Source organism: Pseudomonas sp. 24 E 13 (assembly GCF_900004715.1).
Classification (GTDB): domain Bacteria; phylum Pseudomonadota; class Gammaproteobacteria; order Pseudomonadales; family Pseudomonadaceae; genus Aquipseudomonas; species Aquipseudomonas orientalis_A.
Map to the genome: position 1 here is coordinate 12,916 of NZ_CVTO01000086.1, position 12,003 is coordinate 24,918.

General features: G+C 62.2%; 11 protein-coding genes and 1 pseudogene. 3 read left to right on the plus strand and 9 right to left on the minus strand.

Going from position 1 to position 12,003, the window contains the following annotated elements:
- Positions 1-5 precede the first annotated feature (5 nt).
- The gene (mutM, locus tag BFP90_RS04990; RefSeq protein ID WP_065885331.1) at positions 6-818 is read left to right on the plus strand and encodes a bifunctional DNA-formamidopyrimidine glycosylase/DNA-(apurinic or apyrimidinic site) lyase; all 813 of its coding nucleotides are present in this window, start codon (positions 6-8) and stop codon (positions 816-818) included.
- 139 nt (positions 819-957) lie between these two features.
- Here mutM and BFP90_RS04995 read toward each other — a convergent pair whose 3' ends face one another.
- The 5 genes and pseudogenes from BFP90_RS04995 to BFP90_RS05015 all read right to left on the minus strand — a co-directional run.
- A complete protein-coding gene (locus tag BFP90_RS04995) occupies positions 958-1,209 on the minus strand; it encodes a YfhL family 4Fe-4S dicluster ferredoxin (RefSeq protein ID WP_065885332.1) in 252 nt (83 codons plus the stop codon).
- 101 nt (positions 1,210-1,310) lie between these two features.
- Entirely contained in the window at positions 1,311-1,790 is a 480-nt protein-coding gene (gene coaD, locus BFP90_RS05000) for a pantetheine-phosphate adenylyltransferase (RefSeq protein WP_065896134.1), read from the minus strand.
- A gap of 103 nt (positions 1,791-1,893) precedes the next feature.
- A complete protein-coding gene (locus BFP90_RS05005; RefSeq protein WP_065896135.1) occupies positions 1,894-3,489 on the minus strand; it encodes a GMC family oxidoreductase in 1,596 nt (531 codons plus the stop codon).
- A gap of 35 nt (positions 3,490-3,524) precedes the next feature.
- A complete protein-coding gene (locus tag BFP90_RS05010; RefSeq protein WP_065896136.1) occupies positions 3,525-4,070 on the minus strand; it encodes a twin-arginine translocation pathway signal protein in 546 nt (181 codons plus the stop codon).
- A 28-nt stretch (positions 4,071-4,098) separates the two neighbouring features.
- Positions 4,099-5,541, minus strand: a pseudogene (locus BFP90_RS05015) (coniferyl aldehyde dehydrogenase); the annotation flags it as partial.
- A 130-nt stretch (positions 5,542-5,671) separates the two neighbouring features.
- Here BFP90_RS05015 and BFP90_RS05020 point away from each other — a divergent pair.
- Together BFP90_RS05020 and BFP90_RS05025 are read left to right on the plus strand one after the other, a co-directional pair.
- Entirely contained in the window at positions 5,672-6,343 is a 672-nt protein-coding gene (locus BFP90_RS05020; protein WP_065891586.1) for a TetR/AcrR family transcriptional regulator, read from the plus strand.
- A gap of 33 nt (positions 6,344-6,376) precedes the next feature.
- A complete protein-coding gene (locus tag BFP90_RS05025; protein ID WP_065896138.1) occupies positions 6,377-7,231 on the plus strand; it encodes a sulfurtransferase in 855 nt (284 codons plus the stop codon).
- Between the two features lie 119 nt (positions 7,232-7,350).
- On the opposite strand, the gene BFP90_RS05030 is transcribed toward BFP90_RS05025, so the two are convergent.
- From BFP90_RS05030 to BFP90_RS05045, 4 genes are all read right to left on the minus strand, one after another.
- On the minus strand, positions 7,351-8,346 hold the full coding sequence (locus tag BFP90_RS05030; RefSeq protein ID WP_065896139.1) for a hydrolase: 996 nt from the start codon (positions 8,344-8,346) through the stop codon (positions 7,351-7,353).
- Positions 8,347-8,478: 132 nt separating this feature from the next.
- Entirely contained in the window at positions 8,479-9,084 is a 606-nt protein-coding gene (gene rsmD, locus BFP90_RS05035) for a 16S rRNA (guanine(966)-N(2))-methyltransferase RsmD (RefSeq protein WP_057723500.1), read from the minus strand.
- On the minus strand, positions 9,084-10,574 hold the full coding sequence (locus BFP90_RS05040; protein ID WP_065896140.1) for a M16 family metallopeptidase: 1,491 nt from the start codon (positions 10,572-10,574) through the stop codon (positions 9,084-9,086). The genes rsmD and BFP90_RS05040 overlap by 1 nt, the downstream gene beginning before the upstream one ends.
- Positions 10,567-11,922 (minus strand): M16 family metallopeptidase, encoded by a 1,356-nt coding sequence (locus BFP90_RS05045; protein WP_065885340.1) that lies wholly within the window; start codon positions 11,920-11,922, stop codon positions 10,567-10,569. The genes BFP90_RS05040 and BFP90_RS05045 overlap by 8 nt, the downstream gene beginning before the upstream one ends.
- Positions 11,923-12,003: the final 81 nt, after the last annotated feature.

Genomic DNA, 12,003 nt, shown 5'->3' on the forward strand with positions numbered 1-12,003 from the left:
TACACATGCCTGAGTTACCAGAAGTCGAAACCACCCGGCGCGGGATTGCCCCTCACCTGGAGGGCCAGCGCGTCAGCCGAGTGGTGGTGCGTGAGCGTCGCCTGCGCTGGCCGATCCCCGAAGACCTTGATGTGCGCCTGTCCGGGCAGCGCATCGTGCTGGTGGAGCGGCGCGCCAAGTACCTGTTGATCAACGCCGAAGTGGGCACCTTGATCAGCCACCTGGGCATGTCGGGCAACCTGCGCCTGGTGGAAGTGGGCATGCCTGCGGCCAAGCATGAACATGTGGACATCGAGCTGGAATCCGGCCTGGCCCTGCGCTACACCGACCCCCGGCGTTTTGGCGCAATGCTCTGGAGCCAGGACCCGCACAACCACGAGCTGCTGATCCGCCTGGGGCCCGAGCCGTTGACCGCGCTGTTTGATGGCGAACGCTTGTTCCAGCAGTCCCGTGGACGGTCGATGGCAGTGAAGCCGTTCATCATGGATAACGCCGTGGTGGTGGGCGTGGGCAATATCTATGCGACCGAAGCGCTGTTTGCGGCGGGGATCGATCCGCGTCGTGCGGCGGGCGGTATATCGCGGGCGCGTTACCTGAGGCTGGCGATCGAAATCAAGCGCGTGCTGGCTGCAGCGATCGAGCGGGGCGGTACCACCTTGCGCGATTTTATCGGCGGCGACGGGCAGCCGGGGTATTTCCAGCAGGAACTGTTCGTGTATGGCCGAGGCGGCGAGGCGTGCAAGGTCTGCGGGACCGAGTTGCGCAATGTGCTGCTGGGGCAGCGGGCGAGTGTGTTTTGTCCCAAGTGTCAGAGCTGATTGCTGTGTGATGGCTGATATCGCCATCGGGGGCAAGTCGAATCGTCGCACCGCCCCTCCCACATTCTGAATGTATTCACAAATCAAAGTGTGGGAGGGGGCTTGCCCCCGATGAGGCCTTTACAGGCGCTAAAGAACCTCAATCCTTACCGGTAATCTTCCGATACTTCTCCATCAACTGCTCTTCAGTCTCCGGATGCGCCTCATCCAGCGGAATGCAATCCACCGGGCACACCTGCTGGCACTGGGGTTCGTCGTAGTGGCCGACACATTGCGTGCACAGGTTGGGATCGATCACATAGATCTCTTCACCCTGGGAAATCGCAGCGTTCGGGCACTCGGGTTCGCAGACGTCGCAATTGATGCAATCGTCGGTGATGATCAGGGACATGAAAACTCCTGCCAGGGCTGTCAGCCAGGGCATTGAAAACGAATGCGCGCAATTGTGCCGCATTGGCGCCCGCAGTGCGAGCGGGCGCCGAGTGAGCGGTCTTACTTCTTGAAGCGCAGGGTGAGCGCGTCCGCGACGGCCGGGTGCACGAACTTGGTGATATCTCCGCCTAAAGCGGCGATTTCGCGCACCAACGTCGAGGAAATGAACGAATAACGTTCCGACGGCGTGAGGAACAGGCTTTCCACGTCCGGCGCCAATTGGCGGTTCATGTTGGCCAGCTGGAATTCATATTCGAAATCCGACACCGCGCGCAGGCCACGCAGGAACACATTGGCGTTCTGCTCCTTGGCAAAGTTCGCCAGCAGTGTCGAAAAGCCCACCACTTCCACATTAGGCAGGTGCCGGGTGACTTCACGTGCCAGCTCCACGCGTTGCTCCAGGGGAAACAACGGGTTTTTCTTGGGGCTGGCGGCAACCGCGATGATCACATGGTCGAACAGGCGAGAGGCGCGTTCGACCAGATCGCCATGGCCTTTGGTAATCGGGTCGAAGGTACCTGGGTACAACACTCGGTTCATCGCGTCGTCCTGGCGGAGTCCGTTGGGGAATCGGATGGTATCGCAGCCATCCCGGTCGGCCAAGTCGACTTATGGAGATAAATGCCGTGAATCGAACGGTTTTTCACGCTGTTTTCAGACGTTCGGCCAAGGCTGACGCCAGTTGGGCGCTCAATCCATACACCGACAACTGGGGATTTGCCCCAATGCTGGTGGGAAACAGCGAGCCGTCGTGAATCGACAGGTTGCGCAATTGGTGGTGGCGCCCAAGGCTGTCGGCCACCGCGTTTTTCGGGTCTTCGCCCATGGCACAACCGCCCATCACATGGGCGCTGCCCAGGGTGGTCCGATGCAATTGGAGGTTCAACCCGTCAATTACGCTGCGCGCCTCGGCCAAGGTGTTCACGTAGCGGGCGTCGTGATGCAGGGGCTTGACCGAGGTGGCGCCCGCCGCGAACTGAATCTCGGCCATGCTGTGAAAGGCCCGGCGCAGGCCGTCCCAGGCATAGGGCGAGACCTGATAGTCGAGCACCGGCGTACCGTCACCGCGCAGTTCTACTGCGCCGCCAGGGCTGTCGGGGTGAAACCCGTCGCGCAACAGCGCGAGCATGGCGTGGGTATGGGGCAATCGGCTCATGTCCAAGGCATTCTGCGCCCCGTAGCCGCCAAACAAGGTACTCGCCAGGCCTGGATGTAAGGGCGGTGCTTCTAGCTTGTAGGACATTTTACCGGTAGTGCCGTCCTGCCACTGGAAGTGGTCGGAATAGATCGACTGCGGCGCCCCGTAGAACGGATTGATCACCTCGTCGAACAACCCGGCGGAGAAATTCACCAGGTGCAGGAAGGTGCGCTTGCCCAGCCGTGAATGCGGGTCGGGCGCGTCCGAGCGCATCAGCAGTGCCGGGCTGTTGATGCCGCCGCCCGAGAGTACGTAATGCCTGGCCTTCACGCTGATCGTGCGCCCGGTAGGGGCTACGCAGCGTGCGTCCATGGCCACGCATTCCAGGCTGCTGATCGTGTCGCCGCTGTAGTTGAGGCGCTCGGCTCGGGCCAGGTAGAGCAGCTCGCCGCCTTTGTCCAGGGTGGCGGGGATGGTGGTCACCAGCATCGACTGCTTGGCGTTGACCGGGCAACCCATGCCGCAATAACCCAGGTTGAAGCAGCCGCGCACATTGCGCGGGATCACGTGCCAGCTGTAGCCGAGCTTTTCGCAGCCTTTGCGGATCACGTCGTTGTTGGCGTTCGGCGGCAGGGCCCACGGCGCAATACCCAGGCGCTGTTCCATGGTCTCGAACCACGGCGCCATTTCGGCGCTGCTATGGCCCTTCACCGCGTATTCGCTGGCCCAGTGGGCGAGGGTGGCATCGGGGGTGCGAAAGCTGGAGGTCCAGTTGATCAGCGTGGTGCCGCCCACTGCCCGGCCCTGCAGGATGGTAATCGCACCGTCCTTGCTCATGCGCCCGATCCCTTCCTGGTACAGGCTGGCATAGGCTTCGTCTTCCAGCAGCTTGAAATCGCTGCTGGTCTTGAGTGGGCCTTCTTCGATCAATAGCACCTTGTAGCCGGCGGCGCTGAGAATTTCCGCGGTGGTGCCGCCACCGGCGCCGCTGCCGATGATGGCCACGTCGGCTTCCAGGGTCAGGTCGCTGTCGAGGGCGGCGCCATTGTGGGTTTTCCAGCCACGGGCCAAGCCGTCGCGGAACAGATCGGGTACGGGCATCAGGGTCGTCTCTTTTTTATTGTGAGGGATGCAGATCAGATCTTCGGCGGGCCGGGGTAGCCGCAATGGGCCCAGGACTCGGGCCGGAAGTACCAGGCCATGATCACCAGCTTGAGCAGCGAGCCCTGGCCCATGCGCAGCAGGTTCAGGTAGCTGTTTTCCCAGCGGTGCAGGAAGTTGCGGATCTGCTCGCTGCCGGCGTTTTCCCAACTTCCCCAGATGCCGGTCAACGGTCCTCGGGTAATGCCCAGGCTCAACACGTCGAACAGCTGTTGGGTGAGCTTGAACATTTCCGGCGACAGGTGCTGAAGGCTGTAGTCGAGCTTTTTCAGGGTGTCTTCCAACCCGGCGCTGACGACCTGCGGGCTGGCTGCGCCTTCCAGCAGCACCGGGATGACCGCGCGCAGGAACGGCAAGTCACTGGCGCGCAACATTGCAAAACCGCTGGCCGGCGTGCTGCTCGAGCAACCGCTGAGGCTGGCGCCCAGCCCGGCGGTCGCCAGGAAGGCGCTGGCGCACAGGCCGATTTTCAAGACGCCGCGCCGCGACAGCGCAGGTGTTTCAGTCAGGCTGGGGTTCATTGTCTTTATTGTCCCGGTGGTGGCGGTTTCAGCGGATAAACAGCTTCTGGATCAACGTCTGGATGGATTTCCCGTAGGGCGGGTAGATCAACTTCGCCGCGTTCAGACGCTGTTTGACCAGTACGCCCTTGGCCTTGCTGAATGTCAGGAAACCTTCGCGACCGTGGTAATGACCCATGCCGGAGGGGCCGATGCCACCAAACGGCAGGTCATCCTGGGCCACCTGCAGCAGGGTGTCGTTCAGGCACACGCCGCCGGAGTGGGTCTCGTGGAGCACACGGTCCTGTTCGCTCTTGTTGTAGCCGAAGTAATACAGGGCCAGTGGACGCGGGCGCTGGTTGATGTAGGCGAAGGCCTCATCAATGCCGCGATAGGGCACGATCGGCAACAGCGGACCAAAGATCTCATCCTGCATCACCGTCATCTCGTCACTCACATTCAGCAGCAGGCTGTGAGGCATGCGCCGTGCCTGGCCCTGGTCGTACAGCGCAATCAGGGTGGCGCCCTTGTCGGTGGCATCCTTGGCGTAGGCATTGAGCCTGGCCAGTTGCCGTTCGTTGATGATGGCCGTGTAGTCCGGGTTGTCGGTCAGGGTCGGATAGAACCCGCGAATCGCCTCGGAGTAAGCCTCGACGAAGCCCTCCACACGATCCTCCGGTACCAGCACATAGTCGGGTGCCACGCAGGTTTGCCCGGCGTTCAACGCCTTGCCGAAGGCGATACGCTCGGCAGCATCCTTGAGCGGCACATCGGCGGAAACGATGGCTGGCGATTTGCCGCCCAGCTCCAGGGTGACCGGCGTGAGGTGTTCGGCGGCCGCACGCATCACATGTCTGCCGATGCTGGTGGCCCCGGTGAACAGCAAATGATCGAAGCGCAACGTGGAAAACGCCATGCCGACTTCGGCTTCGCCGAGCACCACGCACACCAGGTCCTCGGGGAAGATTTTCGCCAGCAATGCCTTGAGCAGTTCACCGGTGGCCGGCGTGGACTCGCTGAGCTTGAGCATCACCCGGTTGCCGGCGGCCAAGGCGCCGACCAGCGGGCCGACGGCCAGGTACAGCGGGTAGTTCCAAGGCACGATGACGCCCACTACACCCAGCGGCTGGTAGATGACTTTGGCCGACGCGGGTTGAAAGGCAATGCCTACAGCGCGGCGGGAAGGTTTCATCCAGCCTTTGAGGTGCTTGCTGGCGTAGTGAATACCCTGCAGGCTGGGCATCAGCTCGGCGAACAGGGTTTCGTCCGCGCTGCGATGGCTGAAGTCCTGGCTGATTGCGTTGATCAGCGCCTGGCGTTCGTTGCTGAGCACATCGCGCAGGGCCTTGAGCCATTGACGGCGTTGCGCGGCCGGCGGCATCGGGTTGGCGGCGTAGGCGCGACGTTGCGCTTCGAACAGGTCCTGGAGATGATCCAGCGCCTGGGATTCTGGCAGGTAGGCAACGTTGGCAGACATGGCGCGATCCCGTTTGTTATAGGTCTGCCTGGATTTTTAGAGTCATTGCTCTAAATTGTCAAATAAACATTGCAGTAACATCTGGATTTAACCTGACCGGCATAGGCCGTAAGATGCCCCATCCCGTGTTTGGAAGCTGATCCCTATGGCACCACGAGTAAAGACCAGCGAGCGCATTGTGCAAACCAGCCTGGAGCTTTTTAACCAGCAGGGCGAGCGCAGTGTCAGCACGAACCATATCGCCGCCCATATGGAAATTTCCCCGGGCAACCTGTACTACCACTTCCCCAATAAGCAGGCGATCATCGCCGTGCTGTTCCGCGAATACGAAGCGTTGGTGGACAGTTTCCTACGCCCGCCCCAAGGGCGCGCGATGAGGGTGGAAGACAAACGTTTCTACCTGCAGGCCGTACTGGCCGGCATGTGGCGCTACCGCTTCCTGCACCGCGACCTTGAACACTTATTGGAAAGCGACCCGGAGCTGGCCACTGGCTACCGACGGTTTTCCCAGCGCTGTCTGATTCAGGGCGGAGCGATCTACCAGGGCTTTGTCGACGCAGGCATTCTCACAATGGACCCGGTGCAAACCGAAGCCCTGACCCTTAATGCCTGGATTATCCTCACCTCCTGGGTACGGTTCCTGTGCACCACCAATGAAAACTCCACTCATTTGAGCGCCGAAGCGATAAAGCGTGGGGTATACCAGGTGCTGGTGTTGGAGGCGGGTTTCGTCACGCCCCAGGCCAAAGCCGCGGTGGATGCGTTGTTCAAAGAGTTTTACGTGCCATTGAACCAGGCACTGGAAGAAGTGAAGTAGGACCTTTCCCCTTTGTATGCACAGGAGTCAGTCATGCCGCTTGCCCAATTGATCAGCCCCCAGGCGTTGGCCGAGCGCCAGCAGTCGGCCGGGCTGGTGATCCTCGATTGCCGCTTTGCCCTGGAAGACCCGGATTACGGGCTGTGCAGCTATGCCGAAGGGCATATCGAAGGGGCGCAATATGCCGACCTGGAGCGCCACCTCAGCGGCAAGGTGATCAAGGGTGTGACCGGCCGTCATCCGTTGCCTGCGGCGGACACCTTCGCCGAACAGCTGCGAGCTTGGGGCATCAGTGCCGACACCGACGTGGTGCTGTATGACGACGGCGCCGGTGCCTATGCCGCCCGTGCCTGGTGGCTGCTGACCTGGCTGGGCAAGCGTGATGGCGTGTTTATTCTCGATGGTGGCCTCAAGGCCTGGCACAGCGCCGGTTTCCCCTTGAGCCTGGATGCGCCAGTGACTGAGCCGGGCACCTTCACCGGTATGCCGGATAATCGGCTGGTGCTGGATGCCGAGCATGTGCAAAAACGCCTGGGTCAGCCCGGCCTGACCTTGATCGACGCCCGCGCCCAGCCGCGTTTTCGTGGTGAAGTAGAGCCCATCGACTCGATTGCCGGGCATATTCCCGGTGCGCAGTGCGCGGCCTTCAATGAAAACCTGGGCAGTGATGGGCGCTTTTTGCCGGCTGAACAGCTCAGGCAGCGTTTTGCCGCGCAGTTGCAGGGGCGCCCGCCGGAAGAATTGGTGGCGTATTGCGGTTCGGGGGTAACGGCGTGCCATAACCTGTTTGCGCTGAGCTTGGCGGGGTATCCGTTGGGCAAGTTGTATGCGGGGTCTTGGAGTGAGTGGATTACGGATCCCAAGCGGGAAGTGGCAACAGGCGACTGAGCAATTGGCCTGTGAACTCAATCAAAATGTGGGAGGGGGCTTGCCCCCGATGGCGGTGGATCAGTAACAGATGTACTGACTGACACACCGCTATCGGGGGCAAGCCCCCTCCCACATTTTTACCTATGTTGTGCCAGTAGCCATTGGGGGATGCGGCGTTCCAGATAGTAGCCGGGGCGTTTCAGCGAACCCTCTACAAACCCCACATGCCCACCCTTGGCCAACAACTCAAACTCCGTACAGTCTGATAGCTCACTGGCTTCGGGCAGGCTGTGGGCAAACACAAACGGGTCATCGGCGGCCTGGATAATCAGGGTTGGCGTGCGTATAGCGCCCAGGTAGTAGCGACTGGAGGCGCGGCGATAGTAATCCTCAGCACTCAAGAAACCATGCAACGGCGCAGTCACTCGCCCATCGAAGTCCCAGAACGTGCGCATCTTCTCCAGGGAGCCCAGTGCCTCCAGGGTTTTCAGCCCTTCCTCACGGCCATCCTGCAAAAACTGGCGTTGCTTGACGCGGATATACGCCAGCATCTCGCGCATGAAATGCTTCTGGTAGATCCGCGAAAACCCCAGTCCGATACGATCCGCGCATTGGTCCAGGCGAAACGGCACCGACACTGCCGCCGCGCCTTGCAGCCCCGAAGCCGCACCGGTTTCGCCCAAATGCTTGAGCAACACGTTGCCGCCCAGGGAATAACCCACCGCATAGAGGGGCGCCAAAGGTCGCTTGGTGCGCAGATGAGCAATCGCCGCCGCCAGGTCTTCGCTGGCACCGGAGTGATAGCTGCGAGCCAACAGGTTCGGCTCGCCCGAACAGCCGCGCCAGTTCAATGCCGCGCTGGCCCAGCCTTGCGCGGCGAGGACTTTTTGCAGGCCGGCGACGTAAGGCGAATTGGACGAACCGGTCAGCCCGTGCAACACCAGCACCAGCGGCGCTTGCGCGTCGTGGGGGCCGTGCCAGTCGAGGTCGAGAAAGTCGCCGTCTTCCAGCCACAGACGTTCGCGTTGGCGCTCGATGTGGGTGGTCGGGCGCCACAGCGGCCCCCACAGTGTTTGCAGGTGGGGGTTGCCGAGGCCGAAGGCGGGTTTGAAGCGGTCCACAGAGGGAGTCATGAAATACTCGCTGCCGGACGAGCTTGCCACGCCCCCCGTAGGAGCGAGCTTGCTCGCGAAAAACGTTAACGATGACGCAGCGCTATCAGGCAGCCTGTGCCGCCTGTTCGACCTTCGCGAGCAAGCTCGCTCCTACAGGGCGCGGTGCCACAGCGCGTAATACACCCGCCCGGATTTCTGCTCCCGGTGCAGGCGCCAGCTGCCCGGCAGGCCGAGCGTCGACGGCGCGGTCTCGCTTTCAGTGTAGATCCACGCATCCGGCGCCAGCCACTGGCGTTCTTCCAGCAACGCACACACGGTCGGCAGCAGGTTCTGGTTGAACGGTGGGTCGAGGAACACCACGTCGTATTCGCTGGCGGCCTGGGTTTCCAGGTAGCGCAAGGCGTCGGCGGTCTGGACCTGGCCATTGGTGCAGCGCAAGGTACCCAAGTGTTCCTTCAGGCTGGACACCGCCACATTGCTCGCATCCAGCGCCTGTGCCTGGGCTGCGCCACGGGACAGCGCCTCCAGGAACAACGCGCCACTGCCGGCAAACGGGTCGAGTACCTTGGCGCCGCCGATGTACGGCGCCAGCCAGTTGAACAGGGTTTCGCGCACGCGATCCGGGGTCGGACGCAGGCCCACGACATCGGGGAAGCTCAGCTTGCGGCTGCCCCATTCACCGCCAATGATGCGCAGTTGGCCCACACCGTTATGCACGTTGTGGACAGGTTTTTTCGGGCGAGATGAACTGGCCATTAATGCTCCGGAACCCCGAGCGGCTGCTCGGCGGGTTTATCAGTGGGGGGCGGTAGTGGCTTTTGCGCAATCGTCGGGCCGGCGGTCACGATGACCATCTTGTCGGCGCTCAAGTGTTTGTTCATTGCAGCCTTGACCTGCTCTACGGTCAGGGCCTGGGATTGTTTCATGAAATCTTCCAGATAGCTCAGCGGCAGGTTGTAGAAACCCATGGCCCCCAACTGCCCGACGATATCGGCGTTGCTGGCGGTGGACAGCGGAAAGCTGCCGGCCAGTTCGCGCTTGGCGTCATCCAGTTCTTTCTGGGTGGGGCCGTTTTTGAGGTAGCCAGCCACCACGTCTTCGACCAGACGCAGGGTGCCGCCGCTCATTTCGGCGCGGGTCTGCAGGTTGATCATGAACGGGCCGCGCACCTGCATCGGCGAGAAACCGGAGTACACGCCGTAGGTCAGGCCGCGTTTTTCGCGCACTTCGCTCATCAAGCGGGTGCCGAAGCCTCCGCCGCCGAGAATCTGGTTGCCCAGGGACAAGGCTGCGTAATCCGGGTCTGCACGGTCGATGCCCAACTGGGCGAACAGCAGGTGGGTTTGCTTGGAGGGAAACTCGATACGGCTCAGGCCGGCCTTGGGCTCCGTCGGCTGGGCAATCTTCGCCAGGGCCGGGCCCTTGGGCAGCGCGGCAGAAACCTTGGCGGTCATGGCTTCGGCTTCGGCACGGGTCAGGTCGCCGACCACCGCGATCACCGCATTGCCCGCCGCGTAGGCCTTGGCGTGGAAGGCCTGCATCTGTTGCACGGTAATCGCCGGAACGCTTTCAGGCGTGCCTTCGCTTGGGTGTGCGTACGGGTGGTCGCCGTACAGGCGCTTGAACAGTTCGATGCTCGCCAGCTTGGCGGGGTTCTGTTTCTGGTATTCGAAGCCGGCCAGGATCTGGTTCTTGATGCGCGCCAGTGAATCGGCGGGGAACGTCGGCTTGCCGATCACGTCATCGAACAGCGCCAGTGCGGCCTCGCGCTTGTCGCTATCGCTCAGGCTGCGCAGGGACACCAGGGCCATGTCGCGGTAGGCGCCATTGCCAAAATCGGCGCCCAGGCCTTCAAAGCCGCTGGCGATCTGGCTGACGTCCTTGCCCGGCACGCCTTCGTTGAGCATGGCATTGGTCATCAAGGCCAGCCCCGGCACGTTGCCGTCCTGGCTGCTGCCGGCGGCGAACAGGATGCGCACGTCGAACATCGGCAATTCATGGGCTTCGACGAACAGCACCTTGGCGCCTTCGGCGGTGGTCCAGGTCTGCACATCGAGCTTGCGGTTGGTCGGTGCTTTACCGTCCAGATCAGCCAGCGATTGCAGCTTGCTGGCCGATTGAGCCTTGTCCAGCGCCGGGCTGGCAACCGATTCGCTCGGGCGCAGGAAGTACACGGCACTGGCCGCGCAGAGGGTAACGGCGATCAGGCCGGGCAGAATCAGGCGGCTGCTTTTGCGGTCACTCATGAGCGGTCTCCTCGGGCAAAACATGGGCGACGCTCAGACGTTCGCGGGTGAAATAGGTGCGCGCAGCCTTTTGGATATCTTCCGGGGTCACGCTTTGCAGGTCGGCAAGCTCAGTGTCCATCAGCTTCCACGACAGACCGACGGTCTCCAGCGAGCCAATGGCCGTGGCCTGGCTGGTGATGGAGTCGCGCTGGTAGACCACGCCCGCTATCACCTGGGCGCGGATGCGCTCGAGTTCTTCGGCGGTGGGCGGCTTGGCCTTGAGCTCTTCCAACAGGCGCCACAGGCCGGCTTCGGCTTGGGCGACGGTCTTTTTCTTCTGCTGGTTAGGCGTGGCGCTCAGCATGAACAGGGTATCGCCGCGGGTATAGGCGTCGTAATTGGTGGAGGCGGCGGAGACCAGTTCTTCACCGCGCTCCAGCTGCTCGGAGATACGCGCGCTGTAGCCGCCGTCGAGCAGGGCCGAGATCAGGCGCAGGGCTTGTACCGAGCGCTTGTCCTCGGCAGTCGCAAGGCCCGGCACGTTGAAACCGAGCATGACGCTTGGCAACTGGGTTTGCACGTGCAGGGTCAGCAGGCGCTCGCCGGGCTCGGCCAGCTCCAGCGGAATCTTGGCGGGCGGGACGTCACGCTTGGGGATCGGGCCGAAGTAGCGCTGGGCCAGGGTTTTCACCTCGTCCGGCGTGACATCGCCGACCACCACCAGGGTGGCGTTGTTCGGTACGTACCAGGCCTGGTACCAGTGGCGCAGTTCCTCGACCTTCATGCGTTCCAGGTCGGCCATCCAGCCGATGGTTGGCGTGTGATAGCCGCTGGCCGGGAAAGCCATGGCCTTGAAACGTTCAAAGGCCTTGGACATCGGGTTGTCGTCGGTGCGCAGGCGGCGCTCTTCCTTGATCACCTCGATTTCGCGGCTGAACTCATCGGCCGGCAGGCGCAGGCTGGCCATGCGGTCGGCTTCCAGCTCGAAGGCCACGCCCAGGCGGTCACGGGCCAGCACCTGGTAGTAAGCGGTGTAGTCGTCACTGGTGAACGCGTTTTCTTCGGCGCCCAGGTCGCGCAGGATCAGCGAGGCTTCGCCGGGGCCGACCTTGGCGCTGCCCTTGAACATCATGTGTTCCAAGGCGTGGGACAAACCGGTCTGGCCCGGGGTTTCGTAGCTCGAGCCCACTTTGTACCAGACCTGGGAAACCACCACCGGCGCACGATGATCTTCGCGCACGACGACCTTGAGGCCGTTGTCGAGGGTGAATTCGTGGGTGGGTTGTGGATCGGCAGCCAAAGCTGAAAGGGGCAGACAAACTGTGCTGAGCAGCAGGCCTGCGGCGCGGCGGGCTAGAGCATTCATTCGTTTTTTAACCTGTTGGACTGCCCGCTTGGTCTTAGCGTCGGCGGGCGAGGAGGTGCTAGGATACTGATCCGACTCAGG